This window comes from Aliivibrio wodanis (genome assembly GCF_052920805.1).
Map to the genome: position 1 here is coordinate 1,401,440 of NZ_JBREXA010000001.1, position 25,589 is coordinate 1,427,028.

Below are 25,589 nucleotides of genomic sequence, written 5' to 3' on the forward strand. Positions count from 1 at the left end.
ACTTGGGATTAAGACAGTGAAACGTAACATAAATGAGCGAAGAGAAATACCCCAAAAAAGAAGGGGTAAATTGTTTATTATTACTTAATCGCTAAATCTTTGTTATTTAAATACCCTTTGAATTATTACATTCCGAAGAAAGTACCTACAGCTAATCCTAAGAAGATGATAGCAGTTATCCGATGAATTAAGGTTAGCGGCAATTTATCGGCAGAAAATTTACCAATCAATACGACTGGAACATTTGCCAGTAACATACCTACCGTTGTACCTAATATAACCCAACTTAGCGCATCTGAGTATTGAGCGCCTAGGATAGACGTTGCGATTTGTGTTTTATCACCAATCTCCGCAATGAAAAAGGCAATGAAGCTAGCAACAAAAGGACCTCTGTTTGATATTTTCTCGTCATCATCCAGTTTATCTGGGATCAAGATCCAACCCGCCATTGCAACAAAGCTAACAATAAGAACCCATTTTAAGGTTTCTGGGGTTAAAAAATCGGCAATAACAACGCCTAAATAAGCCGCTAAAGCATGGTTCAAAATGGTCGCAAAAAAGATCGCGGCAATAATAGGGATTGGTTTTCGGTATCTACTGGCAAGCAGTAAAGAGAGGAGTTGGGTTTTATCACCGATTTCAGCTAACGCGACGGTGGTTATTGATATTACTAATACACTCACGACATTACTCATTTGGGCGGGATTATAATTATAAGATCCATAGAAAAACCTCACGCCCACCCAATGGTTCGTGATGTTAATCTAAGGTCTTGCCGAACAAGCTGCTCATGCTTGCCTCGCACACCATGGTGATTTTGCACCAATTATGTTGATGTACGAACTCTCTGTTTATTTTTGATTATTAAAACAAGAAAGCGGGCTACTCCCCAAAGAGTAAGGCGGTGGATATTAAAGGATGTTATTTCTTATTTCAACTGCAAAGTGTTTTATAATGTTTCAAGGTTTAACTTTTATCTGTGGGCAATAATGGATCTTATACAACTCTCTCGTATTAACTTTAAACAGCTAACTGCTTTACACGTCATGCTATCGACTTATAGCGTTACGAAAAGTGCTGAAGTGTTGTGTATGAGTCCATCAAGTGTGAGTAAAACTTTATCTCAGTTACGAACTTTACTCGATGATGAGCTCTTTTATCGTGATGGGACTAAATTAATTCCCACGTCTTATGCGTTAAAAACAGGTCCTGTACTGCATCAAATTTTAAATAACATGAATGGGTTATTGAATCAGCCTACTTTTAAACCTAAAGACTTCTCGGGTAAATATTCTCTTTCAATGCGAGAAAGTACTTTTGAAGTATTCGCGCCAATCATTAGTGATATTTTATCTAATCAAGCCCAAAATTCTCATATAGATATTCACTCAAAAGAGCAATTGGGGTTTGATGCCTTATTAAATGGTCAAGTTGATGTGATTTTGCTACCACATGATAGAAGCCAGCCACCAACAACGGAAAAACAGTTGGTATGGGAAACGGTGATTGAAGATGAAATGGTCTGTCTCATGAATGCCGACCATCCCTTAGTTGATAAAGAGTTAACAGTTGAGGGCTATTTAGCTTATAAGCATATTGGTATTTTTGATAAGGAATTAAATGTGCCTTATTTTGAGCAATGTTTGGCTCAGCAATACCAACCAAGGGACGTTGCGATTTCTGTGGCTGATTTTGGTAGTGCCGCAACCTTGTGCCATCACACTGACTTTTTATTTACCAGTTCTAAAAAATGGGCAGAAATGGCAAGCCAAGCAAAGGGGTTAGTGATAAAACCTATGCCGTTTGATTATGGGCAAGTGGCATATAGCATGGTTTACAATAAATTAAGTATCAATGATCAAGCAGTAAGCTGGCTCTGTGATCGCATTAAGGAAAAATAAGACATTATAACTAAACAATTAATGTTACTATTTTTTGAATGATATTGGCGTAATTTTTATCGTCTATGTTTTATAACCAATTGTTTATCAAGGCAGTAAAATGGATTTACCACAAGAAAAGATCACCGCAGAACACTCTTTAGAACGCATTTACCCAAAACAGCTTAATCAAGATGATAAAGGTCATCAAGATGTGTTGGAAATCCATTTAGAGCGTTATCAATTTGCCTCAGAACAACTACGTGGCACGCATATTTTAGATATCGCTTGCGGTTGTGGTTACGGTACTGCGCTAATGGCAGAAGCGCATCCAGATAAACAATTTGTGGGTGTTGATGTAGATCCAATGGCAGTGAAGTATGCCAAAGAGCATTATCAAGCAGAAAATTTACGTTATGAATGCGGTAATGGTATGGATTTTCAATTAGCTAAAAAAGGGGGTGGTTTTCAGCTGTTTGATACCATCATTAGCTTAGAAACCATAGAGCATGTGCCTGAGCCTCAAAAAATGGTGACGCATCTTTTAACTCAGTTGAATGAGAAAGGCGTGATGATTGCTTCAGTTCCGACCACGCCAACGGTCGATGGTAACCCGCATCATTTGCATGATTTTACAGTAGCCTCTTTTTATCGTCTGTTTTCAGCCTCAAATTATCAAGCGGGTGAAACGTTTGAGCAGATCCAATATTGGGAATTTAAAGGATTGTTTTCAAAGAAAGAGTCAAAAGAAAACCGTTCACAAGGTGTAGGACGAAATATCATTAAGCACTATGTTAAAAAGCCAAGTGCGTTGTTCTTTCGAGTGCATTCGATATTAACGAAAGGGCTAAACAATCGTTATCTAACCGCTGTTTTTTCTAAGTAACCAATAATAAAAGCATCACGTATAAACCGATGGGGTGATAACTGGTCGCCCCAATCTAGTAATTAACTTGTCCTCAAATTCTTCCATTTGTGCTTTATTGCATTTATCCCACCCTAACGCTTCACCAATCACGCCATGATGTTGAAAGGCATTTAGTCGAATGTTGATATGATCGGGCAGTGTCTTTAAATACTCACTAACAGCATCGATTTCACACAGTAAATCGGTTTTATTGGGAATATACAATAAACGAACTTCGTGTAATTTTCCGTGTTGAGCCAATAAATTAATAGAGTGTAATACTCGATGGTTTTCCCTGCCGACCAACCATAAATGCGTGTCGTTTTGCCATGCTTTTAAGTCAATCATGGAGCCATCAAGGTAAGGTAAAACCTTGTACCAGCCTTGCTCTGATAAGCTGCCATTGCTATCAATAAAGCACGTAAGGTGGCTTAATGAGGGAGTTGATTTTATGGCTTTAAAGTATTCAACAATAAACGGTAATTGTAAGGTTGCTTCACCACCAGAAATAGTAACGCCACTTAAAAATGGCGCGTGTTTTAGCGTTAATTCAAGTAATTGTTGAACAGAGTAAGTGATTGTTTTTGGATTGGATTTACTTGGGCAGACATCAATGCATTTATCACATTGAGTACACAACGCTTCATTCCATATGACTTTCTTATTTGGTGAATCATCGAAGGTTAATGCTCCAGTAGGGCACGGTTCGACGCAATCACCACAATGGTCACAGTGATTAATGGTATGAGGGTTATGACAAGTAATGCAATCATAGTTACAACCTTGCAAAAAAATCACAAGTCGGTTACCGGGACCATCGACACAAGAAAAGGTCAGTATTTTACTGACCAATCCTGTTTTGTCGTAGTTGATGGTATTGCTCTGTTGAGTGATAGCGTCAACCATAATTTATCTAACTTATTCTGCGTACGTTGGTGTCATTTCTAACGCAGCAACACGAGGCGTTCGGTTTAATACTTCCGTGTTTTTCGCCGCTTCTGCTCCTAAGAACGTGGTATTGGTGCGCGAGCCTTCTGCATCATATTTTGCAATATCAGACAATTTGACCATATAACCTGTAATACGAACTAAATCGTTAGAAGCAACATTGGCAGTAAACTCGCGATAGCCTAATTGCAGTGCGCCTTTCGCTAAATTAAACATTGCTTCTGGGTTTGATTTAACTGTTTCATCAATGGTCAAAATATCACTGACACCAGAGGTGTAATATTGATGGTGTTCAGCAGTCGCTTGCACATAAGAGACTGGGTCAGGCTCTGTTCCATAAGGGATACGAACACCAGGAGTTACATCAATATCTAAACTAATACCGCCTTGAGCGTGAAGTAAGGCTTTTCCGTGATAGCCGTATTTTACCTCGGTAGAATCAACGATCTCTGATAATTGTTTTGAAATAGTGTGACCTAATTGATTTGCCATTTCGTCATGACCGTATTTTGCGTCAATGCCTTCTTTTTCCATAAGAATATCTACGGCTTCAGCCATACCGTAGATACCAAACATGGGTGCAAAGCGGTCTTCACTAATCAAGCCTTCTTTGGTTAAGAAACCTTCAAAGAAATTTGATTGTTCATGCAAAAATGCACTTCTTGTATTAATTAAGCCAAACATAACGTTGCAGTATTTAGGGAGCACGTTATTAACAAAGTCCGCTTTGTTTTGGGCTTTTTTAGCCACTTCTTTTAAGTTCATACGGACAAGGGTATTTGAGCCACCCGCTAATGGTAGCGAGTTGTAGCAACTGACGATGCCAAAGCCGGTGTTATTGTATGCTTTTGCGTGTACTGGGTAGTTTGCAATGTGCGGTTTACTGCACTCACAAATGTTCGATGCGGCGTGACGAAGCAGATCATCTGGTGTGATTTCAGCGTCGTACATAAAGGTTAAATTCGGTGCAATTTGTTTTAATTCAGCATCAACACGTAAGATAGTACGACAAATAATATTATCTGTAGGGCCAATGTTTACGTGCATGAAAGCATCAGGAAGCGTGCGATCAAGCATGATCCAAAAACGTTTTATTTTTTGATAAATTTCTTCATCACTAAGGGAACCAACAAAAGGCATAAGCACAGTATCAAGTTGGCCAAGATAAACAGGGATAGAAGTAACAGAAGGAACATGATGATAAATTATAGTTAGTAAATTTAATGCATCATCAAAATTTTCCGCTGCAGATAGCTCTAGGTATTCTGAACCTTGAGTTAAAAACTTAGCGTAATCTGGCAATACATAGCGAGGCTTAAATGGGGCGTGACCTTCAAACATGTCACATAACACACCGTCTTTTAAGGCTTGTTGGGTTTCTGAGTCAATCTCCATATATGGAAGGCTGGCTTCTGCTTCTAATGCCAAATAATTTGATTTTTGCTTTGGAGAAAGAGTAGCGTCAGTAATAATGCGGTAGAAACGTTCTTGACTCATGATAAAACCCTTTTTATTAGTATGGTTTTATTTTAAGTGATAAATCCACTTTCATTTAGTGAAATTATATAAACTACTCATTTCCTTTTTTGAAATAAGGTAAGGAGTAAAGATACGAAGCTCCCGTTGTAATCTGGGGGGATTTCATCACAGGAGCTTCGCCGACAAGTGAGTTATAACTCCATTTTGCCGTGCGATGTACTATATATAATCTAATGCTGTTTGAAAGTGAAACTAATAGGAATACTTATTTCTATTATGGAAATATAAACCGTTAGTAGTAGGGATGGTCATAACATAAAGCGTGTCGGAGTCTCTCCAGTATGTTGTTTAAAAAAGTGGATAAACGCACTGTCACTGGAGAACTCTAGGGAATGCGCGACTTCTGAAACACTTTTATTTTCGGCAAGGCGTTCAATTGCGGTAAGTAAGCGCCATTGTTGTCGCCATGCTTGATAAGGCATACCTGTTTCTTTAATGAATAAACGTGAGATGGTTTTGCTGCTGGCTCCAATTTGGATCGACATTTCATTTAATGGCTGAGGAAGAGAATGTCCTGTTTTTATCCTTTCTAACCATACAGTGAGGCGTTTATCTGTAGGTAGGGGCAATGTAAGATCGTATTTTTCTGCGTACAATAATTCTTCACAACATAAAGCCAAGGTATTTGCTTGCTCACTACTTGGTTTATCCCATTCCCAAAAAGCCATTCGTTCAATTAATTCTTTTAATAATGACGTAACGTTAAAAACCGCAAGATCGCAGGGTAAGTTATTAATTATCGAGGGATCAAAATAGAGTGAGCGATAAGCGACAACATTTCTCATAACGGCACAATGCTCAACCCCCGCAGGTATCCAAGCCGCTTTGGTTGGAGGTAGCACGCAATGCAATCCATCCAGAGTAATACTCATGCAACCATGTGGTGCAAATAACAATTGAGCACGATTATGCTTATGCATGCCGGAATCATGTTTGCCAATCTTGGCTGCAATACCTACAAAAGAGTAAGGAGTTGCATCAACATTGAATGGTGTTTTTTCATCAATCAGCATGAGTTGTCCTTATTTTGATATTTATTGTTCTATTGTTGATATTTGACCATAGCACAAATCTCTATACTTCTCTTATTCCAAATAGAAGAGAAAAGAGAATGAATAGAAAACCTCACGTTGGTCTCATTGTTATTTTAATGATGTTTCCACAAATTATAGAAACCATTTATAGCCCTGTACTACCACATTTAGCGAGTTATTTTGATGTAAGTATCGGAACGGCTAGCCAAACGCTATCGATTTATTTTATCGCTTTTGCTGTGGGTGTTGTTGTCTGGGGACGCGTTGCTGATGTTATTGGACGTCGAAAAGCCATGTTAAGTGGTTTGTTTATCTATGGCATTGGTAGTGGATTGGCAATCACCGCGAATCATTTTGACATTATTATTATTGCTCGTGTGTTGTCTGCATTTGGTGCTGCGGTTGGCTCTGTAGTGACTCAAACTATGCTGAGAGACAGTTATAATGGAAAAGAATTAGGTAAAGTATTTTCATTGATGGGGATGGGAATTTCCATTAGCCCAGTACTTGGTTTAATGAGTGGCGGTGCACTTTCACAATACGCAGGACATTTTGCGGTATTTAGTGTGCTGCTTGTTCTTGCTATTGTGTTGTTTAGTGGCTCACTATTAACACTACCAGAAACCAAACCTGATCAGATTCAGCCAACGAGCTTTATTGTTGTGTTGAAAACCATGTCAAAAGATAAGGCGATCTGGAAAAGTGCGATTCTTGTGGCTTGTTTTAATATAATGATGTTTAGTTACTATTCCTTGGCTCCGTTTATTTTTGATAGATTAGGATTAAGTTCAATGGAATTTGGCTACAGTGGTGCAGTACTTGCGCTGGCTTCCGTTATCGGCAGTGCGATGAATCGACATTTATTATCAAGAAACATGAAAGCAGACAAATTGGTAATTTTTGCGGTGTTATCTAGCCTTATCGGAGCAATTGGCGTTTACTTATTGCAAGATGATTTATGGTTTTTAATTCCGATGATGTTGGTTGTTATCGGTTTTGGTATCGCGATTCCTAATATTTTATCTACCGCATTAGTGAGTTATAAACACCAAGCAGGAACGGCTGGGGCGATTTTAGGTTTGTTTTATTATTTGATGATTGGAACAGGTTTAGGGCTTGCAGGAATGATCGGAAATCTTGGTGCGGTATTGATTATTACATCGTTACTTGCAGCTGTAATGGCTTGTCGTAAATAGTCGCCATAACTAATTCAGGATGAATCAATAAAAAGCCCTTATTCACGCCAAGGGGTAGAAGTGAATAAGGGCAAGCTAATTGACGTTGCTATTTTATTATTTTAATTAGGCTGTGTTATTAATACGAGTGTTCACCTAATACTTTTCCATTTACGGTTTTCCCGTAGTAACCTTGGTGGTTATGGTATTTTTCTTGGTTTGCTTTTAAGTCACCTTTAAAGCGAGGATCTTGAGGGCGTTCATGACTGTTCATAAAGGCTGCTACATCCCATGCTTCTTGTTTGGTGATCTGGATACTTTTTCCTAATGGCATGTTTTCATAGATAAAGAAGGCTGCTGTATTTACACGGTGCATACCTGCTCCCCAGTTAAATGAGTCTTTACCCCATAGTGGTGGGAAAGATTGCACGCCGTTAGATTTTATCCCTTCGCCATTTTCACCGTGACAACTTGCACAGGTGGTGTTGTAAACAATCTCACCACGTTCAATAGAAGGTTCTTGCTCTGGCTTATCTAATTTAGGGAAACTACGACCAGCAAGTTTACCGCGCTTTCCTGCCAGTAAATCTTGCATCATCTCAGCAGGTAAGATGAACGACTCGTCGTTACCGCCTAGTTGAATTGCAGCATCTGATAACTCAGGAATTGGAGTATCTTGCATATCATATTTATCTAATAACCCGCCCATAGCTAACCAATATGAATAAGCACTTAATGCGACTAATTCTGGAGAGTCTTTAGGTGGTGGAGTCCCGTTCATTGAATAAGTAAAACACCCTTGAATACGCTCGGCGTAGGTGTTTACTTTGTCATTCTTTTTACGATAAGCAGGATAGGCCATATACGCCCCCCAAAGTGGGGCGGAATCGGCTTTCATGCCTGCTTGCATATGACAATTAACGCAGTTTTGTTCGTTGGCAACATACTTTCCGCGCATGGTTTGAGAGTTTACAAACAACGAGTAACCTTGTTTTACTTTTTCACCAAAGGGTGTGTTTGGGATTGTACTTAAATCTCGTGGAACTAGGTGATCAGACTTTTCTGTTTTAGGATGAGCAGGCAGTTCGGCTTGTTTATCCGGTAATTCTGTCGCTGCTAATACAGTGTGTGAAAACAAGGTTGCCGCTGCCAGAGTGATTAGGGTTTTATTCATCGTAGGTTCCTTATTTCACAGTGGCAAAATAGTGTGATAATTGGGTGATTTCAGTATCTGTAAGTTGTCGTGCAATACTGCCCATTACGTCATTATGATCGCCTGAACGGGTTTTGTTTTTCCATGCTTTTAGTTGTTTTTCAAGATAATCAGGATGTTGATTTGCTAAACGAGGGAAAGCTTCAATGCCAATACCACTAGCGCCATGGCAAGTCGAACAGGCTGGAATATTACGATTCCAATCACCTTGGTAGACGAGCTTGCGAGCAGGATCTTCGATAATGGCATGATCACCACGGTGTTCTGGGGTTTTAACTTCAGGGGCAGTTAAAGAAGCGAAGTAATTAATCGCTTCGGCTTTTTTTTGTGGATCAGAAACGAGGGCTGCCATTGGTGTCATTAGCGGGTCAGAACGGTCACCATTAAGAAATAAATCGATTTGATGGCTAAGGTATTCTGCGTTTTTCCCTGCAATCATAGGGGCCATATTGGGCAACCCCATTCCTGTGGGCATATGACAGCTTGTGCAGACTGTCGCGGATGGTGGAATTGGGGTGGCAAAGGAAGAACTGATAGAGAAAAGAAGGACTCCTAACCCCATGCTGCTTTGAACGATTTTGGTTAATGACATACTTGCTCCACAAGAATTATTTTATCTTTATCGGTTTTTTTCTTTTTATTATCAGTATTATTCATAGTCTTGGGTATTGTGGTTTTCCACATTTATAAGAAGTGTGTGATGTGTATTGTGACTATCTGGTAAAAGAGGCAACTTGAAGAATGTATATGTATGACATTCTTTAAGTTGCAAGATGATGTTTTTTTGCTAGTATTATCTTATTGTGCAATGGACTGTAAACTAACTAATGCGAAAATATATTAATAAATATGCTATTCCTTGCAGTGTTCTTATTACCTTCTTCTCAATAATATTAACGATTGATAGGTATAAGAAAATCGAAGAGTCTTTTGAAAGCATTACTAAAAGCTATTTTAGGACACTCTTCATGAATCGATAAAACATTGTCTAAAAGGCATTGCAGAGATCACCAAAAAGAATTTAATTCTAGGTGGAGATGATTACCAGAAAACAATTTTCTCTCAAGTTTAAAGCTTCCCACCGTCTCTTTAGTTGAGTAGGGTTTTAATATCTACATCGTGGAATAAAGGAATAAAGGAATAAAGGAATAAGAGATTTTGCCACTCGTAGTTAAGCCAATTATCTTCAATAAATGGTTCTCGTCAATAAAAATCAAGCGACAAATATCTTTCAAGATAGGGTTAGCATTGGAAATATAAAATCAAATTATTTTATTTACAATGCCATTATAGTTTTCGGTAATGATATTTATCGGGTTGGATTTTTTATTTATATAGTGTTCAATAGTTCGACTATAAACTTTTCTAATAATTATTATTATCTCTAATGAATTTAAATTTATGGTGTTTAAATGAAATAAAGGATTTGCACCCAAGTTGATTTCAAGTAGATTAGAGTTAAATCTATCACTCAAAGTTATTGATTTAATTGTATTTCTATAGAGTGACAACCTTTTTATACTAGTTGGGAAGTTCCTGAAATTAATAGAAGATATGTTGTTTTTATATGCTAGTAATGTCGATAACTCTTTTAAATTTATTAATGATTCTGGGAGTTCTCTTATTTTACATGCGCTTATATTAAGATGTTTAATGTTTTTAAACTTAAAAATATTAGATAAGTCAATATTTTCATTACCCCTTAAATCAAGTTTTTGTACATTACGAAATACTGGTAGTGATGTTATATTCGAAAATGATAAATTTATTTCTTTTAATGTATCGATATTGCTAAGTATAGATAATATTATACTTTTATCCTTTTCTGAGTATTGTGATAAATAACTTTCTGAATATATGGAACTTTTTGAAAAGTCTATGGAGAAAATGTAACCATTATTATCCAAAGTGTATTTAGGGGTGAAACCTAATATATATGTAATCTGCTTTAATTCAGGAATGTTACAAACCAACGTTGGAAAATATTCTTTTAATTTGTAATTATCTTTACAATCAATCGCAATGCTTTTCGCAATTGAATTGTATTCTATAAGGTCTCCATCATACCAATGTATAATGATATCCAACCCATGTAATAAAAATAACAAATGATTTCGTACAATCCATTGGGATTTTGGAATGTTTATTAAATCACCTAAAATATGGATTTCAATAATCTTATTGGTTTGAATGAAATCTAAGTTTATATACTCTGATAATTTATCATCAGAGTATATAGATGCTATTATTTTATTCTTCTTACAATTTAGTTGTTCAGATAGCATTGAACATTTATTGCCACCAAGAATAAAGTCCATAATTAATTCACATTATTTATTAAATATTTATTTAAAATAGAACTGCATAAATGCAATATTTCCAAATTATAGTCGGTTTGGTTAAATGAATTTATTATTTTATAAATGCTAAGAGTGTCAGTTGAATTGGAATTCTGAATCCAAAAATCAAAACCTAAATCAATCGAACGACTGAACTCATTTGTTTCACAATAATGATTTAATGCGCCAACTCTAAAAAATGTTTTTATTAGCCTTATGTATTTTTGGTTGTATATTTCAGTATCATGCGGTTTTTTTTTGATATATAGGTTAAGTGATGATTTTTTCGTGAAAAAACTTTTAATGTATAAGTTTGTTATTTTTTTCTTTTCGGAAATTGTGATTTTATTTAATGGTGAGAGATCAATGCTATCTCCTTTTATTAAACGTGAGCTATCTTTTAATAAAAGTAAGGTGTGAAGATATTTAAGATTATTTTTATCGACATTTAAGTTTATTATCCTGATATCCATTGGTGGATTAGGCTTGAGTTGATGATTTATTTTTAATAACTCATCATAAAATGAAAGTATTTCTTCTTTTGTTTTTTTCTGTTCTCCTTTAACTCCTAATACAAAGTCGACATCCCAAGGCGTATATTTAATTTTCTCATAACTTCTGGAGGAACTCCCTCTAATATATAAAGATGACACATTTGGAAAGAAATTCCAAATGAATTCAATATAAGGTTTATATATCTCTGAACTTAAATCATAAAATGATTTGTTATCTCTATTTTTTATCATTTACAGCTATCCAACGCAAAATATCAAATATTGATGAAAGGTCATCATCTGCTAAACTGCTTTTAATTACTTTGCCATCTATATAATTTAATGGCATATCATGCCTTAATTGATGGTATTTAGCCGCACTATTTATAATTAAATCATTTAAAAACTCAAATATTCTTGTTGTATGTATACCAATAGCAATGTGAATGGATGATTTTTCCGTATAGGCTCGATGTTGTAATCCTGGTGGAATATATAGAATTTCACCTATATTAGTTTCAACAGTTAAAGTGTTTAATGGTTCTACTGGCTCTTTGATCATAAAGTCTATATGAGGGTTCTCGACAATTTTGTCACTGATTTCCCACTTTTTTGTACCATGAAGCTGCATTGCAAATATATGATAGGAGTCATAGTGTGATGGTATTCCATAAGCAGGGCCTTTGGAGATATAAGCATTCATTGTTATTTTTGTATCTATAAAAAAACTTTCTAAAGAAAACTTAATATCTTTCATTTCTGATGATAATAGATCAATGTTTTCAAGTTTTATTGTACCTAATTTATTTAGTAATAATAAAGTTTTATCTTTGTCAATTTCTTCAGACAACTTTCTTCTTGTCGATTTTGTATATAGTAATGGATTGACTTGACCTTCTGGATTGACAGCTCGTAATGTTGGGTAATAAATTATATTATTATTTATTACTCTATTTAAAAATTCACAAGGGTCAATTGTATTAGATATATGTGTTGGAAATATATAATGTTCCTTAGACCATTTTTCGTTAATGAATTTTTCAAAATTAATTTTAGAGAAAATTGAACACATAGGTTTATACTCTGCTTAAATGAACTTTAGATATGACAGGACAGCGTGGATCACCGTAGTTGTTGAACCGAGCGCTAACGCCTGGGCAGCCACCTTTACATATATTCCAAGCGGTACATTTATAGCAAATTGAGTCATTGTTGGGAGATATTGTTAATAATGACAATTTATCTTTTATTAAATCAAAGCTATCAAAATTAAAGTCTCCAATAATCTTATCTTCCATACAAGCACATGGATATACAGAACCATTGGGATTTATATATAATTTTGATCTTCCTGTGCCACAGTTGGTTCCAAAGTTTGCTAACTTAGTATTTGAAAAAAATGGATAATCTTGATTTATACTATTTATAGTAAACATTGGAGAAGCCTTAATTCTCGGAGAATTAAAAAATGAATCACTACTAAAGATAAAAGAGTTCCAAGCTTCAGTACTTAAGTCATCACTATCATCAGCTCGACCATAACCTACAATACGCTTAATACTCCATCTAGTAAAGGAAATATCTTTTAAATGTCTATCAAGAAGTATAATAGAATTGAGGTTGTTATTTGTTACTGTTGTAGCTATTTCTATTTTAAACCCTTGCTCAGATAGTTTAATTATATTGTTTATAGTTTTATTAAAAGTACCTTTTCCTCTGATCATATCGTGAGAGATACGATCGCCATCAAGGGATACCTGTATAGTTAATAGATCTGAGATATCAGTTAGAGTTGATATTTGTCTTATTTTAATTCCATTTGTATTAATAACAACATGTTGGAATTGATTGGCTGCATTTCTTACAATATTAGTAAAGTTTGGATGTAATGTAGGTTCACCACCACTAATCATGATAGTGGATTTAGAGTTTTTACTACTAACTTTTTTTATAATAGAATTAGCTAAGCTTTCAGGCATAAATGTAGTATGCTCGGGACTAGATGTCCTAATGCAGTGGGTGCAAGAAATATTACATTTACGTGTTAAAAGTAAATAGGTTTGCTGTAAAACAAACCTATCATTTTCTATAAAATTAATCGAAGTCATGATCAGCTTCAAACCAAGAACCGAATAATTCTGGCTTTTTAAGTTCATCTTTTTTGATATTTTTATCACAAAAATTCGAACTGATCTCTAATAAAACTTGAGAGAAATTAGGTAAGGTTGTTTTAGCTGTTGATGTAACAGTTGTTTGGTTCATTTTCTTATTCCTTAATGAAAAGTTGAATTTTAAATTATCCGATATTTTGTGTTTTTGTCAACTATAATGATGCTTTGTTTAGTGATTATTAGAATTAAGTACTGTTAAGTGGAGTGTTTCTGGTTATATCAGGATTAACTGGCTTCTATCTAATAGTAACCTTCCTTTTTATAATAAAATTACTACGAGATAGAACTACAATAGTGCTGAGTAACTAATTGAGATTTGTAGAATCAATGCAATATAGGTGTGCTACAAACTTTGAAATGCACCGCTTAGAAGAGGGCATTGTAGCGCCAATTTAACATCCTTCAAGTCAACAACAGAACTATGTTTTTTTGTTTGATTAAGCAACTACTAGGTAGAACTCTAAAACTTGTTACAACGATTCTCTTAAGCTCTTTGATTTAATTAGTTAAGATCTACGGTTTGCATACTATACGGGTATTGAACAACAAGTATGAGGGGGCGATAGGTTGTTTAACACTTACAATGAGGCAGGTAAAGCAAGAGCGATATATTGCTCTTGTTTATAACCTCATAATAAGACCTATTGTTTAATAGTTGGCTCTATGTAGCCTTAGTTCCCCACAGTGGCACTGTAGATAAACTATGCTTGAAGTTACCCTCTGTTTCTTTAGTCGATGCTAGCGATCATCTCTGGTGTGATTTCGCCGGTTTGACGACACGAGATTGAACTATCACTTGGATCTGCAAGACTAAAATCTGCCTCAACTGAAGCTATATGACAAGTTACCCCAGAAATTTTATCATCATCTAAATTCGACACTTTTATGTCCTTAGATGAACTCTTTATTACCAATACTGTGATAAATTCAATTTTAATTATCTAACACTTCTAATAACTGAAAAATATTCATTTTTTAAACTTAATCTTTTCATTATTACAAACCCATCCGACACAAACTGTCGCAGTAATACGTTATCATATTGGTAACTGTTATGCATTATAACAACAAGAACGTTGGCTATAGGTTTGAAACAAGACCTGAACTATTAGAAACATAAGGCTTATCTATGTTATTAAAACAAAAATTAGAGCAACTGATCCCAATCATTGAAAAACTCTCTGAAGAGTATGGATTTGAAAAACAAAGCGAACAGGCGATTAACAAACATAATCAATTCAAATTGCGTTTGCCACTTGTAGGATCATTTAGCTCAGGGAAATCGACACTGATTAACGCTCTACTTGGTGAAAAATTATTGAGTGTAGAAGTTACACCTGAAACCTGTCTTCCAACGGGAAATTAGCTACTCTGAAGTCGAATTTATTCGTTTAATGAACGAAGATAAGAAGGTTGCCGATCTATCAAGAACACAATTAAAAGACCAAGACTACCTTTTATCTTTACAGCAAAATCTTAATGATGATTTTGCGAATATTTGGATTGAAATGGGTTCTTCTCATCCAGTACTAGAACAAAACAAAGATCTGGTTTTAGTCGATATGCCAGGATGGGATTCTGGCATATCTGACAGGGCAAGATCACGAATGTTTTTTAATCAATTAAACGATCGATTTGACGATCAGATTTACCTGTGATCATATACCTCCTTTAACGAGGAGAATTCGATGCACATTGACCATTTTAAAGAACACTTTCATGAAATAACAGACCAAAGACAAGGTGCAAAAGTAACCTATTGCCTTTTTGAAGTTCTATTCGGCTCAATGTGTGCTGTTATTGCAGGAGCAAAAGGCTGGTTTGATATTAGAGAATACATTCTTGCTCATCACGCTTGGTTTGAACGTAATACTATGTTTTTAAATGACATTCCTGTCGATGATACGATTGCTAGGATTGTTTCAAATATTGAACCAGAGCAATTTCATCAAGGCTTCGTCTCTTGGATGTCTTCAGTGCATTCTTTAACTCAAGGCCAAGTCGTTGCTATTGATGGCAGACACTTCGTGGCTCTTATGATCGAGACGACCGCTCAAGTACTATCCATATGGTGAGTGCTTACGCCTCTTCAAACAAATTGGTTTTAGGGCAGTTAAAAACAGAGCAAAAAAGTAATGAAATAACAGCTATTCCAGAGCTTATTAAGATGCTTGATATTAAAGGCGCATTAGTGACTATTGATGGCATGCCAAACGGCAATAGCCAAAGTCATAATAGATAAGGGCGCAGACTACTTATTAGCAGTAAAAAACAATCTTTTCTCGTTGGAAAGGCTTAAAAAGTATCATCATGATTGAAAGCTTTCGTGCGATTAAAGGAAAACAGCCCAGTTTAGAATATCGTTATTACATTAGCTCAAAAGAATTAAGTGCAGAGCAAGCAGCAGTGGCGGTCAGAGAGCATTGGGGGATCGAATCAATGCACTGGGTACTCGATGTCAGCATGAATGAAGATGCTTGCTCCATATTCAAAGATAATGGTGCCGAAAACCTTTCCTGCTTACGACACATGAGCTTGAACATGCTCAGAGTTGAGCCCACAAAACTGAGTATCGTGGGTAAACAAAAGCTATGCATGATGAACACTTCAATGCTTGAATCTGTTTTAACGGTAGGTTTTTTCGCAGAGGTTGAAATTTAACCACTCATGCGGTTGCCCTGGGCTTGATCACCACGGTGTTCTGGGGTTTTAACTTCAGGGGCAGTTAAAGAAGCGAAGTAATTAATCGCTTCGGCTTTTTTTTGTGGATCAGAAACGAGGGCTGCCATTGGTGTCATTAGCGGGTCAGAACGGCCACCATTAAGAAATAAATCGATTTGATGACTAAGGTATTCTGCGTTTTTCCCTGCAATCATAGGGGCCATATTGGGCAACCCCATTCCAGTGGGCATATGACAGCTTGTGCAGACCGTCGCGGATGGTGGAATAGGGGCAGAGAAAGCTGAGCTTGTCGAGAGTAATAACACTCCCAATCCAATGCAGTATTGGCTTATTTTTGTTGGTGACATAGTTGCTCCACATAGGCTAATAGTTACTTATTATTATTTTTATATAGACTGGTTTTTGTTCTATTATTAACGGTATTAATAAGCTTGGGTATTGTGGTTTTCCACATTTACAAGAAGTGTGTGATGTGTATTGTGATTATCTGGTAAAAGAGGCAACTTGAAGAATGTATATGTATGGCATTCTTTAAGTTGCAAGATGATGTTTTTTTGCTAGTATTATCTTATTGTACAATGGACTGTAAACTAACTAATGCGAAAATATATTAATAAATATGCTATTCCTTGCAGTGTTCTTATTACCTTCGTCTCAATAATATTAACGATTGATAGGTATAAGAAAATTGAAGAGTCTTTTGAAAGCATTACTAAAAGCTATTTTAGGATGTCAGTCGATTCTCGTTATGACATTATCGATCTCACTCTTCATGAATCGATAAAACATTATCTAAAAGGCATTGCAGAGATCACCAAAAAGAATTTAATTCTAGGTGGGGATGATTACCAAAAAACAATTTTCACTCAAGTTGTTGAGCTACATCGTATTGGTTTTCAGGGCTATATTTATTTAATGGATCGCAATGGAAAACTCCTTTATCACCCTTATATCGCTGGGACGAATTTGAACGAGTTTCCTCACATTCAAGAGCAACTTGCTAAGCCTGAGGCGTTAATTGAGTATCAATGGAAGAACCCTGAGGATGATAAGGCCAAAGATAAAATTGTTTACTCTTTACGGTTAGATTCAGGTGAAGTGATTGGGATTTCAGCTTATAAAAGTGAATTGCTGCATTTGATCAATCAGTCAGAATTAATCTCTAAACTTAATAAGTATCAGCTTGGGGAAAGTGGATATTTATTCATTGTTAATGGAAAAGGCAAGTTATTGCTTCATCCAAGTAGAGAGGGGGTTAACATTGAGTATCTGATTGGACTATCAACTCCTGAGTTTCTTGAACGAGTAAAAGCCGATCCAGAAGGGTCATTTACTTATCGACTGCAACCTGATGCTGGTGGGAAGCGGATTAAGCCATTTGAAGATAACTCAGCGGTAATTAAAGATGTTCAATATCGTTATTATCCATATCTTGACTGGGTTATCGTCTCGGGCATAGAAAGAGATGAATTACTTTTTCATAGTGATAGTTTATTTGAAGCTGCGCTCGTGACTATTTCTGCATTATGTTCAATTATCTTAATGTTGGTTTTATTATTGAACATGAGACACCGACAATTAACAAGTGTTCTGAAACGAGATTATTTAACGGGTTTACGTAATCGCCGTAGTTTTATGGAGATGGCAGTAGAGCGAGTTGATGTGTGTAATCTTCAAAAAACTTCTTTTTAGTACCTTGTTGTTAGATATTGATTTCTTTAAAAGTGTTAATGATACCTTTGGTCACCAGCAAGGCGATATAGTGATTAAAGCTGTTGCTAAAACCATTGAAAAACATGAAGGAGAGCACTCTCTATGTGCAAGATATGGTGGCGAAGAATTTATTATCTTATTAACGGATGTTGATCATCATGAAGCGCTAAAAATAGCGAATCGTATTCGATTGGACATTGAAGCGATTAAAGGGCTTTGTCGAAAAGTGACAGTCAGCATTGGTGTCCATACTTCTGTTAATAGTCTGACACTAGAGCAGTCAATTATTTATGCAGATACCGCACTTTATGAAGCGAAAGGTAATGGAAGAAATCAGGTTGTGGATCATTGGCCTGAGGTGATCCGTAAAGTCGGTTAATGTTTGTTTAACTTGAATCGTTACTACAGTGATGTACAGTAAAAGGCTGGTGCAATATACACCAGCCTTGTTTTTTTAAGCGGTAAGGTATTAAGCTAAAGTAATCTTCGCTGGTAGCGCTTGTCTTGCTGCTGCGCCAACCACCCAATCAAGTAAGACACCTTTGCCTTCACGGGTTGGATCTATCAAACCAATGTCATTAATATTTACGCCATCGTTTGATTTCATTTTAACGGGTTGCTGAGCATCACCAATCCAGTGAGCACGTTCTCCAAGCTCTTTATGACCAAAGCCATGTTCAAAGCCAAGGGTTCCTATTTGGATACCATCAACCAGCATAGCTAACGCTTTGGTTGAGCTGCTTGGTGTTGTGATGGTAAATAGGTCTCCTGTTTTTATTCCCATTTTTTGTGCGTCTGTCGGATGAATATAAACAGGGTTTACGCCTTTAATCGAATTCAAGCGAGGAGATAGATTAGACACCGCACTGTGAATGTTTGATTTAAAGTTAGTTAACGTAAATGGCCATTCTGATTTTGGGTATTTATCACTTAACGGTGTACCATCAGCGAGTTTTTGTGGATACCAAGTTGGACACCCTACATATTGCTCTCCTGTCATGGTATTGCGAGACGTTCCTACCTTCTCATTCCAAATAGAGAGCGGTTTTTTCCATTTATGCTTCATCTCATCATCTTTGTAGGCTTCTGTAGCATCTTCAAATCGACCGCCACGAGCAAAAATATAAGCGACTTTGCCAAACTCTTCTTGCGTTAATACTCGCTGCATATCAGGGACTAGGCGCTCTAATCCTGAAAGAACAATGTCTTCCGCCGTGGCTGTTGGTGCGCCATTCGCTGCATAAGCTAAGTTTGCCGCTGAGCGTAAATAGAAGTCTTCTGCTGAGTGAATTGAGTGCCAGTTGCCTTTGGTATCTGGCATTGCATTGTCACCAAAGCCGCCAAGATCCATTGATTTTGCAATATCGATAAAGAAGTTTTCTAGGTTAATCGATCGGCCATCAGCGGTTTTTTCAGTTAATGGTTCAACAATCGGCCAACGCGCCGTCACAGCTTTGGTTGGTACGCCATGCCACGGTGTTGCCATTCCCCAACTTTCATAAGTCACTGTATCTGGTACTAGGTAATCAGATAGCGCAGTTGTTTCGTTAATAAAGGCATCGACAGAGACAATTAATCCGAGCTGTTTTGGATCTTTCAGTTTATCACCCAGTAAATTGTCGAGTCCTGGAACGCCATAAAGAGGATTCGCCATATGGTTGATCCATGCTTTAGCACGGTACGGGTAGCCATCAATCGCCGCTGATAAATGCTCTGTCAGTAATGGCGCTGAGATAGGGTACCAAGGTGAGCGAGTTGGATAAGGCGATTGGCCTGCCGCTATTTTTCGTTTGTATTCACTGGTTTTTTCATAAGGGAATTTACTGCGAGATAAAAATACGCCTTTTGGTTTTACTTTGCCTTTGAATTTAGCAAAATTATAACGAGGGCCTGCTGCGGAAGTAGGGTAACCACCGGCTTTTGCCATCGTGCCGCCTTTTAGGTTGATATTACCGATAAGGGCGTTAAGCATTAAAATAGAGAATGAATTATAGAAACCATTACTGTGCATGTTACCGCCATGGGTATCTACCACCGCTTTGGTACCATGACTGGTAAATTTAGTCGCGAGAGCAATAATATCGTCTTGTGAAATACCACATTGCTCACTGTAGAAAGCCAAGTCATATTTAAAGGCTTCTTCTTTTAGGCGTTGCAGAGAAGATTTGACGGTGACAGTGCCATTAATAGTCTCTAATTGTTGGCTAACAAATAACTTCGCAGGTTGGTTTTGCGTATTAAGTGATGGCTCATTACTTTGTGCATCAATAATGACATAAGGATCACTCTCAGACAGCGCTTTACCTTCAAAAGGAAGGCCCATTTCAGACGCACGTAAGAATGCACCGTTTCTCGGATGGTTTTCATCACTGATAACAAGGTGAGTGGCGTTACACCAATGAGCTGTGCCTGCACTTTTCATCGCATTCGCACTTGGTTGCGCTAAGAAGGTTTTATTATAACGCTCGTTAGTGATGATCCATTGGATCATACCCAAAACTAAGGCTGAATCCGTCCCTGAGTTAATTGGCATCCAACGGTTATTGTCACCTGCGGCTAGGCTTGATGAACCAGCGGGTAAACTTGGTGTAATAATGGTGTATTCAAAATTACCACGAGTACGAGCTGCCGCTAATTGGCGAGCTTGACGCTTAAATGGATTACCGGCTTGAGCAGGAGACATACCAATAAATATCGCAAATTCGGTGTGCTCTAAATCCGGTTTAACGTGAGCAAATTTATTGAGATCACTCATTAAAGCCCCTGAGCCTGCACGGAATGCATAACCACAATACGAACCATGATGACCAAAGTTACGTGTGCCATAACTGTTAAAAGCAAAGCGTTTTAAAATATCATCACGACCTTCGTTACCGGCATTAGTGACTAACAGTTGGTTTGATTTTGGACCATATTCAGGGTTATTTGGGTCTAGTGGTGTTTTAATATCACGGATCTCACGTAAGCCTTCAACGTGACCTTCACCAAACAGGTCGCCGCCTTCAACCACTTCTTTGAGGAGTTGCTCATAGCTGATAGGAACCCATTTTCCTTCACCACGGTTACCCACACGTTTTAATGGCTGAGTAATACGATATGGGCTATTACGGATCTCCATCATGCCGTTACCGCGAGCACAGGCTGTTGAGCGCCCGGCTAATCCTGCTTCACCTGCCATGCCAATGTACGCGTCTTTTACTGACGTATTGAATGGGATTTGCTGCTCGTGTGATAACGGATGGTACGGATTGCCAGAGATACGTAAGATCTTATCGCTGTCATTGTCAATACGAACTCGCAGGCCACAAAGTGTCCAACAGCCAAAACACATAGAGGGTGCTACACGCTGCTTTGGATTTGCAATCAACTTGCCGTTTTCCGTGACCGTGTATTCTGGCTCTAATGAATTACCATGATGAATATGATTGGTTTTCTTACCAGCGGTTCCATCAATGACACCGTGCGCCATGTGTGTGCCTGTGGTGGCATACCCTGCTGCAAAAGCGCCTACACCCCCCACAGCAAGGCCTGATTTTAAAAACTGACGACGTTTGTTATCCATAATTAAATCCTACTTTGTTGTGTGTGTTGTGGCTGAAGTTGATGATTTTTGAGTATTTACGATTTCGGATGCAGCTAACGCGAGTGCCATCCATAAGCCAAACATTCCTAAGATGCCAAGTAAACCTGCGCCTCCCATTGGTAGTTCGTATGGATAAGCGCCAACATCAAACTTTGGAATGGTTTGTACGTCCATCATGGTCACCCAACGCAAATAGAAGCTCGTAAATAGAGTCGTTGTGGTAATGATTATAAAGTTGATTCGATTAAGTTTTTTTAAGATTTGAGCAATAACAAAACAAGCAATAAAGCCAAGAGATAACAAGCCTAATCGAGTAATCCATGCGTGATTTTCATATAGAGAAAAAGTCGGATTATTTGAAGCCCATAACGGTACTAAAATAAGAGAAAGTACAGAGCTCAATACTAATGTGCGTTTGATAAGCGATGCATCGCCTTCACTCATTGAATGGCTGTTTATAGGGTTTGAGGGAAATAAAAATAGCAATAATGTACTAAAACCAATGGCACCCAGAAAAGCAGTCACAAACCAAAGAATAGGAGAGGCGGCTTGATTCCATAATGGACGACTCTCAATGATGGCAATTTCAGCGCCAGTATAAAGAGCAATACTCAGCCCTGATAAGGTCGTGATGGCTGCGACGATGATCATTTGTGTATGAGTTATTTTCCAATCGCCTAAGGTCAGTAAACCAACGAGTTTTGCTATGGGATTAGTGCTGTTTTTTAGCTCAGCAATATCATCGCGCAAATACAACCATGCAGTGGCTACCGCTAATGCAGAGAACAGAGGCAAGAAAAGTGAACCAAGAGACATCCAAGACCAAGGCGTAATATGGAAGAAGAAATGCCAAGCACGGCCAGGTTGATGCAAATCACCGGTTAACGCTAATGGACCAACAATCGCACCAATCGCCAGGGTTAATACCAATGCAGATCGCATTTTATGGCTTGTGAATTGTTGAAATACCAAACTCAGTAAAAACAAAATAGCAGCGGCGTAAGCAGAGCCAATGTATAAGAAATATTGCACGGCCCACGGAAGCCACGCGGTTGCTTGTGGTTGAACTAAAACTTCAGTGATGTTCATGCGTTATCTCCTTTTGGATCGTAAATCGCCGCCTTGCCCTCAATGTGAGAGGTAAAGCGCTCGTCCATACCGATATAGAACACGTGAGGTTGTGTTTCTTCTTCCGGTTTTAGTACTTTAATGTCGGCTTGGTTTTCTGCCATTAAGCGCACAATTTCACTGCTTGGATCGTTTAAGTCACCAATCACGCGCGCGCCACCTACACAGGTTTCAACACAAGCGGGCAATAAGCCTTTTTCTAAACGGTGAGCACAGAAGGTGCATTTATCAGCGGTTAAGGTTTCTTCATTAATAAAGCGAGCGTCGTAAGGGCAAGCTTGAACACAATAGGCACAGGCTACGCAGCGTTCGTTATCAACCATGACAATGCCATCTTCACGTTGGAATGTGGCTTGAACTGGGCAGACTTTGACACAAGGAGGATTTTCACAGTGGTTACACAAGCGCGGTAACATGAATGATTTGACGTTTTGAACTTCAGTATCGCCATTATCTAGCGTGACTTCATACTGTTTTACGGTTGTTCTAAACTGCCCAATAGGCGCTTGGTTTTCGATGGAACAACCCACGGTACAGGCTTGGCAGCCTACACATTTTCGTAAATCAACAACCATCGCGTAACGTTTACCCACCATGCCTTTGCGGTCTGGTTGGTTATTGTTACGGATAATGGTATTGGCTGATAATGTGCCTGCGCCAGCGACAGGAATAATCGCAGCGCCTGCGGTAAGGGTGCCAAGACGACTGAGAAATCGACGTTTGGTATTGTCCATAAAACACCTTTTTGGTTAGGAGTTAAGAGTGCATTTCATAATATGAACGGATTATTAAGAATTAAGTCAGTGTCGCCTATTGTGGTTTTCCACATAGCGTAAGGTGAGTTGATCTAAAACAAGAAAAAGCTTGGGAAATGAAGAGATATTGATATCCTAAAAAAGAACATCAATGAATTGAGAGTAAGTAATGAGTGAAAGCAGATACAATTGGCAAACAAAAAATCGACGTATTTACCCTCTGTTAGCTGGTGTAATGTTTTGTCTTATCTCTTCATTATCTTACGCTCAACCAAATGTGATTAAAGTGGGCGTACTGGCAACGAGAGGCAGCAACGAAGCGGATCTACGTTGGCAGCCCACAATGATGTGGCTCTCGCAACATATTCCGGATACTCAATTTGTTTTATTGCCATTTACTCTTAATCAAATGGAAAAAGCGGTGACTTATCAAACGGTTGATTTTGTTATTACCAATCCAGGACAAGCAGTTCGATTAGGAAGGCAATTTCCTCTTTCTTGGTTAGCAACGTTAAATAAAGCCAATGGAAATAGAGAAAGCAGCACTACTCATGCAATTGGTTCTGCACTAATAGTAAGAAACGATTCCAGTTTTACAACGATTGAATCCTTGAGTGGTCAGTCATTATCAGCCGTTAATCAAAATGCGTTTGGTGGGTACTTAACCATGCGATTTGAAGTGGCCAAATTAGGGATAAATCAAGAACGCTATTTTTCTGATATTCAGTTTTTAGGCTTTCCTTTAGATGCACAGATTTATCAATTACGAGATAAACACATTGATGGGGCAATTGTTCCTGTCTGTTTATTAGAGAAAATGTCGCAAGAAGGCTTGATCGATAAAAATGAATTTAGAGCGATAAATAACATCGCACCACAAGGGTTTGCGTGTGTAGCTTCAACGCCGCTCTATCCAAATTGGTCGTTTGCTAAGGTGGGCAGTGGCAATGAAGAATTAGCGAAAAAAATCGCACGGTCTTTGCTCGCATTACCTCAAGATAATGCCGCCGCGATAGCTGCTAATTCTCTTGGGTGGACAACGCCAATCAGTCCATTGTCGGTAGACCAATTATACCGTGGTTTGGATATGCACCCATTGCAAAAACCGTGGTGGCAAGAAGCCGTATCGTGGCTAAAGCAGAATCAGCAATGGGGTTGGATGTTATTTATATTAGTGATTGCGCTTAATGGTTATCATTTTCTACTGGAGTACCGATTCAGCCGCAGTAAACGAGAGTTAGAAAGTACGCTGCATAGCTTGAAAGAGAAGAACTCTATGCTAGAACATGCTCAGCGAGTCAGTATTGTGGGAGAGCTAGGAAGCAGTTTGGCGCATGAAATTAATCAACCATTAGCCGCCATCCGTAATTATAGCCAAGGAGGATTGTTACGTCTCAGAAAAGGATTACCAGCACAAGAGTTAATTCCCATTTTAGAGAAAATAGAGCAGCAGGTAATTCGTGCCGATAGTATTGTACAGCGGTTACGTAAACTGATTAATAAGCGCCAAATAGCCAAAGCGGAATGTGATATTAACGGCATCATTAGCGATACCTTAGTGTTATTAGACTACGATTTCCAAAAGAAACAGATACACCTTACACGAGACAACGCAGCTGAAGCGTGTCTTTTGTGGGGAGATGCGGTAGGAATACAACAGGTGCTGCTGAATGTTTTTAATAATGCAGCAGATGCCTGTATACAGCGCGAAGAACAAGACAACAATGTCACACATCAAATTCATATTGAAACACACTGTGATGACAGCAACGTCGTGATTAAAGTACAAGATAATGGTATCGGGCTTGAAGATGATAGCGAGTTGTTATCTAAAGCATTCTTTACTACCAAAGAGAACGGGTTAGGACTAGGGCTTGCGATTTGTCGTGATGTAATTGAAGCGCATCAAGGGCAATTTTTATTAGAACCGGCCTCACCGCAAGGGTGTTGTGTCACAGTAATATTGCCACGATTAAGTAAACTGTCGGTCGATAAAAAAGAGATTGAAAAATAATGGTTTTGGATAAG

Annotated in this window: 23 protein-coding genes, 2 pseudogenes and 1 riboswitch; of the genes and pseudogenes, 9 read left to right on the plus strand and 16 right to left on the minus strand. The window is 37.9% G+C overall.

What is annotated here, in order from left to right; all coding sequences use genetic code 11:
- Nucleotides 1-125: 125 nt before the first annotated feature.
- Complete coding sequence (locus ACU5DF_RS06335; protein WP_446712226.1) at nt 126-683, minus strand: TMEM165/GDT1 family protein; 558 nt, start codon at nt 681-683, stop codon at nt 126-128.
- 94 nt (nt 684-777) lie between these two features.
- Nucleotides 778-908: riboswitch (yybP-ykoY riboswitch) on the minus strand.
- 81 nt (nt 909-989) lie between these two features.
- Here ACU5DF_RS06335 and ACU5DF_RS06340 point away from each other — a divergent pair.
- A complete protein-coding gene (locus tag ACU5DF_RS06340) occupies nt 990-1,901 on the plus strand; it encodes a LysR family transcriptional regulator (protein ID WP_446712227.1) in 912 nt (303 codons plus the stop codon).
- Between the two features lie 100 nt (nt 1,902-2,001).
- Nucleotides 2,002-2,766: a class I SAM-dependent methyltransferase gene (locus ACU5DF_RS06345; protein ID WP_446712228.1), complete on the plus strand. Its 765-nt coding sequence runs from the start codon at nt 2,002-2,004 to the stop codon at nt 2,764-2,766.
- Nucleotides 2,767-2,781: 15 nt separating this feature from the next.
- Here ACU5DF_RS06345 and ACU5DF_RS06350 read toward each other — a convergent pair whose 3' ends face one another.
- From ACU5DF_RS06350 to ACU5DF_RS06360, 3 genes are all read right to left on the minus strand, one after another.
- Complete coding sequence (locus tag ACU5DF_RS06350; protein WP_446712229.1) at nt 2,782-3,693, minus strand: YjjW family glycine radical enzyme activase; 912 nt, start codon at nt 3,691-3,693, stop codon at nt 2,782-2,784.
- Nucleotides 3,694-3,705: 12 nt separating this feature from the next.
- Complete coding sequence (locus tag ACU5DF_RS06355) at nt 3,706-5,232, minus strand: YjjI family glycine radical enzyme (protein ID WP_446712230.1); 1,527 nt, start codon at nt 5,230-5,232, stop codon at nt 3,706-3,708.
- A gap of 290 nt (nt 5,233-5,522) precedes the next feature.
- Nucleotides 5,523-6,287, minus strand: coding sequence for an AraC family transcriptional regulator (locus ACU5DF_RS06360; RefSeq protein ID WP_446712231.1), 765 nt, complete (start codon nt 6,285-6,287; stop codon nt 5,523-5,525).
- A 98-nt stretch (nt 6,288-6,385) separates the two neighbouring features.
- Between ACU5DF_RS06360 and ACU5DF_RS06365 the strand changes: the two genes are divergently transcribed.
- A complete protein-coding gene (locus ACU5DF_RS06365) occupies nt 6,386-7,504 on the plus strand; it encodes a multidrug effflux MFS transporter (protein WP_446712232.1) in 1,119 nt (372 codons plus the stop codon).
- Between the two features lie 118 nt (nt 7,505-7,622).
- Here ACU5DF_RS06365 and ACU5DF_RS06370 read toward each other — a convergent pair whose 3' ends face one another.
- From ACU5DF_RS06370 to ACU5DF_RS06405, 8 genes and pseudogenes are all read right to left on the minus strand, one after another.
- Complete coding sequence (locus tag ACU5DF_RS06370; protein ID WP_446712233.1) at nt 7,623-8,657, minus strand: c-type cytochrome; 1,035 nt, start codon at nt 8,655-8,657, stop codon at nt 7,623-7,625.
- A 10-nt stretch (nt 8,658-8,667) separates the two neighbouring features.
- The gene (locus tag ACU5DF_RS06375; protein WP_446712234.1) at nt 8,668-9,288 is read right to left on the minus strand and encodes a c-type cytochrome; all 621 of its coding nucleotides are present in this window, start codon (nt 9,286-9,288) and stop codon (nt 8,668-8,670) included.
- 670 nt (nt 9,289-9,958) lie between these two features.
- Nucleotides 9,959-11,014, minus strand: coding sequence for a leucine-rich repeat domain-containing protein (locus ACU5DF_RS06380; protein WP_446712235.1), 1,056 nt, complete (start codon nt 11,012-11,014; stop codon nt 9,959-9,961).
- Nucleotides 11,015-11,016: 2 nt separating this feature from the next.
- Nucleotides 11,017-11,781: a hypothetical protein gene (locus tag ACU5DF_RS06385; protein WP_446712236.1), complete on the minus strand. Its 765-nt coding sequence runs from the start codon at nt 11,779-11,781 to the stop codon at nt 11,017-11,019.
- Nucleotides 11,768-12,601: a JmjC domain-containing protein gene (locus ACU5DF_RS06390; RefSeq protein WP_446712237.1), complete on the minus strand. Its 834-nt coding sequence runs from the start codon at nt 12,599-12,601 to the stop codon at nt 11,768-11,770. Before ACU5DF_RS06390 ends, ACU5DF_RS06385 begins: the two co-directional genes overlap by 14 nt.
- Nucleotides 12,602-12,605: 4 nt before the next feature.
- Nucleotides 12,606-13,637, minus strand: coding sequence for a radical SAM protein (locus ACU5DF_RS06395; RefSeq protein ID WP_446712238.1), 1,032 nt, complete (start codon nt 13,635-13,637; stop codon nt 12,606-12,608).
- Nucleotides 13,624-13,791, minus strand: a complete 168-nt coding sequence (locus tag ACU5DF_RS06400) for a hypothetical protein (RefSeq protein WP_446712239.1) — start codon at nt 13,789-13,791, stop codon at nt 13,624-13,626. Before ACU5DF_RS06400 ends, ACU5DF_RS06395 begins: the two co-directional genes overlap by 14 nt.
- A 570-nt stretch (nt 13,792-14,361) precedes the next feature.
- Nucleotides 14,362-14,593 (minus strand): annotated as a pseudogene (locus ACU5DF_RS06405) (CreA family protein); the annotation flags it as partial.
- A gap of 236 nt (nt 14,594-14,829) precedes the next feature.
- On the opposite strand from ACU5DF_RS06405, the gene ACU5DF_RS06410 reads away from it, so the two are divergent.
- The 3 genes and pseudogenes from ACU5DF_RS06410 to ACU5DF_RS06420 all read left to right on the plus strand — a co-directional run bounded on the left by ACU5DF_RS06410 (nt 14,830) and on the right by ACU5DF_RS06420 (nt 16,361).
- Entirely contained in the window at nt 14,830-15,066 is a 237-nt protein-coding gene (locus ACU5DF_RS06410; protein ID WP_446712240.1) for a dynamin family protein, read from the plus strand.
- A gap of 28 nt (nt 15,067-15,094) precedes the next feature.
- The gene (locus tag ACU5DF_RS06415) at nt 15,095-15,358 is read left to right on the plus strand and encodes a hypothetical protein (RefSeq protein ID WP_446712241.1); all 264 of its coding nucleotides are present in this window, start codon (nt 15,095-15,097) and stop codon (nt 15,356-15,358) included.
- A gap of 30 nt (nt 15,359-15,388) precedes the next feature.
- Nucleotides 15,389-16,361: pseudogene (locus tag ACU5DF_RS06420) on the plus strand (ISAs1 family transposase).
- Here ACU5DF_RS06420 and ACU5DF_RS06425 read toward each other — a convergent pair.
- Nucleotides 16,358-16,729, minus strand: a complete 372-nt coding sequence (locus ACU5DF_RS06425) for a c-type cytochrome (RefSeq protein WP_446712242.1) — start codon at nt 16,727-16,729, stop codon at nt 16,358-16,360. The pseudogene ACU5DF_RS06420 and the gene ACU5DF_RS06425 sit on opposite strands and share 4 nt — an antisense overlap.
- 250 nt (nt 16,730-16,979) lie before the next feature.
- On the opposite strand from ACU5DF_RS06425, the gene ACU5DF_RS06430 reads away from it, so the two are divergent.
- Complete coding sequence (locus ACU5DF_RS06430; protein WP_446712243.1) at nt 16,980-18,074, plus strand: Cache 3/Cache 2 fusion domain-containing protein; 1,095 nt, start codon at nt 16,980-16,982, stop codon at nt 18,072-18,074.
- Nucleotides 18,043-18,474 carry a GGDEF domain-containing protein gene (locus ACU5DF_RS06435; protein ID WP_446712244.1) on the plus strand — a complete coding sequence of 144 codons (432 nt, stop codon included), beginning with the start codon at nt 18,043-18,045 and terminating at the stop codon, nt 18,472-18,474. The genes ACU5DF_RS06430 and ACU5DF_RS06435 overlap by 32 nt, the downstream gene beginning before the upstream one ends.
- A 90-nt stretch (nt 18,475-18,564) precedes the next feature.
- On the opposite strand, the gene ACU5DF_RS06440 is transcribed toward ACU5DF_RS06435, so the two are convergent.
- Genes ACU5DF_RS06440 through dsrO form a run of 3 tightly spaced genes read right to left on the minus strand, consistent with a single transcriptional unit; the run spans nt 18,565 to nt 23,540 of the window.
- Nucleotides 18,565-21,657 (minus strand): tetrathionate reductase subunit A, encoded by a 3,093-nt coding sequence (locus ACU5DF_RS06440; RefSeq protein WP_446712245.1) that lies wholly within the window; start codon nt 21,655-21,657, stop codon nt 18,565-18,567.
- A 9-nt stretch (nt 21,658-21,666) separates the two neighbouring features.
- A complete protein-coding gene (gene nrfD, locus ACU5DF_RS06445) occupies nt 21,667-22,767 on the minus strand; it encodes an NrfD/PsrC family molybdoenzyme membrane anchor subunit (protein WP_446712246.1) in 1,101 nt (366 codons plus the stop codon).
- Nucleotides 22,764-23,540, minus strand: a complete 777-nt coding sequence (gene dsrO / locus ACU5DF_RS06450; protein ID WP_446712247.1) for a sulfate reduction electron transfer complex DsrMKJOP subunit DsrO — start codon at nt 23,538-23,540, stop codon at nt 22,764-22,766. Before dsrO ends, nrfD begins: the two co-directional genes overlap by 4 nt.
- Nucleotides 23,541-23,730: 190 nt before the next feature.
- On the opposite strand from dsrO, the gene ACU5DF_RS06455 reads away from it, so the two are divergent.
- Nucleotides 23,731-25,575: a sensor histidine kinase gene (locus ACU5DF_RS06455; protein ID WP_446712248.1), complete on the plus strand. Its 1,845-nt coding sequence runs from the start codon at nt 23,731-23,733 to the stop codon at nt 25,573-25,575.
- Nucleotides 25,576-25,589 lie beyond the last annotated feature (14 nt).

Bases quoted from the DNA above. Each gene is read 5' to 3' on its own strand.
- ACU5DF_RS06350 (WP_446712229.1), bottom strand. From the start codon at position 3,693: ATGGTTGACGCTATCACTCAACAGAGCAATACCATCAACTACGACAAA.
- ACU5DF_RS06430 (WP_446712243.1), top strand. From the start codon at position 16,980: ATGCGAAAATATATTAATAAATATGCTATTCCTTGCAGTGTTCTTATT.
- ACU5DF_RS06360 (WP_446712231.1), bottom strand. From the start codon at position 6,287: ATGCTGATTGATGAAAAAACACCATTCAATGTTGATGCAACTCCTTAC.
- ACU5DF_RS06365 (WP_446712232.1), top strand. From the start codon at position 6,386: ATGAATAGAAAACCTCACGTTGGTCTCATTGTTATTTTAATGATGTTT.
- ACU5DF_RS06370 (WP_446712233.1), bottom strand. From the start codon at position 8,657: ATGAATAAAACCCTAATCACTCTGGCAGCGGCAACCTTGTTTTCACAC.
- ACU5DF_RS06425 (WP_446712242.1), bottom strand. From the start codon at position 16,729: ATGTCACCAACAAAAATAAGCCAATACTGCATTGGATTGGGAGTGTTA.
- dsrO (WP_446712247.1), bottom strand. From the start codon at position 23,540: ATGGACAATACCAAACGTCGATTTCTCAGTCGTCTTGGCACCCTTACC.
- ACU5DF_RS06355 (WP_446712230.1), bottom strand. From the start codon at position 5,232: ATGAGTCAAGAACGTTTCTACCGCATTATTACTGACGCTACTCTTTCT.
- ACU5DF_RS06400 (WP_446712239.1), bottom strand. From the start codon at position 13,791: ATGAACCAAACAACTGTTACATCAACAGCTAAAACAACCTTACCTAAT.
- ACU5DF_RS06375 (WP_446712234.1), bottom strand. From the start codon at position 9,288: ATGTCATTAACCAAAATCGTTCAAAGCAGCATGGGGTTAGGAGTCCTT.
- ACU5DF_RS06380 (WP_446712235.1), bottom strand. From the start codon at position 11,014: ATGGACTTTATTCTTGGTGGCAATAAATGTTCAATGCTATCTGAACAA.
- nrfD (WP_446712246.1), bottom strand. From the start codon at position 22,767: ATGAACATCACTGAAGTTTTAGTTCAACCACAAGCAACCGCGTGGCTT.
- ACU5DF_RS06415 (WP_446712241.1), top strand. From the start codon at position 15,095: ATGAACGAAGATAAGAAGGTTGCCGATCTATCAAGAACACAATTAAAA.
- ACU5DF_RS06395 (WP_446712238.1), bottom strand. From the start codon at position 13,637: ATGACTTCGATTAATTTTATAGAAAATGATAGGTTTGTTTTACAGCAA.
- ACU5DF_RS06345 (WP_446712228.1), top strand. From the start codon at position 2,002: ATGGATTTACCACAAGAAAAGATCACCGCAGAACACTCTTTAGAACGC.
- ACU5DF_RS06440 (WP_446712245.1), bottom strand. From the start codon at position 21,657: ATGGATAACAAACGTCGTCAGTTTTTAAAATCAGGCCTTGCTGTGGGG.
- ACU5DF_RS06340 (WP_446712227.1), top strand. From the start codon at position 990: ATGGATCTTATACAACTCTCTCGTATTAACTTTAAACAGCTAACTGCT.
- ACU5DF_RS06455 (WP_446712248.1), top strand. From the start codon at position 23,731: ATGAGTGAAAGCAGATACAATTGGCAAACAAAAAATCGACGTATTTAC.
- ACU5DF_RS06410 (WP_446712240.1), top strand. From the start codon at position 14,830: ATGTTATTAAAACAAAAATTAGAGCAACTGATCCCAATCATTGAAAAA.
- ACU5DF_RS06390 (WP_446712237.1), bottom strand. From the start codon at position 12,601: ATGTGTTCAATTTTCTCTAAAATTAATTTTGAAAAATTCATTAACGAA.
- ACU5DF_RS06385 (WP_446712236.1), bottom strand. From the start codon at position 11,781: ATGATAAAAAATAGAGATAACAAATCATTTTATGATTTAAGTTCAGAG.
- ACU5DF_RS06435 (WP_446712244.1), top strand. From the start codon at position 18,043: ATGTGTGTAATCTTCAAAAAACTTCTTTTTAGTACCTTGTTGTTAGAT.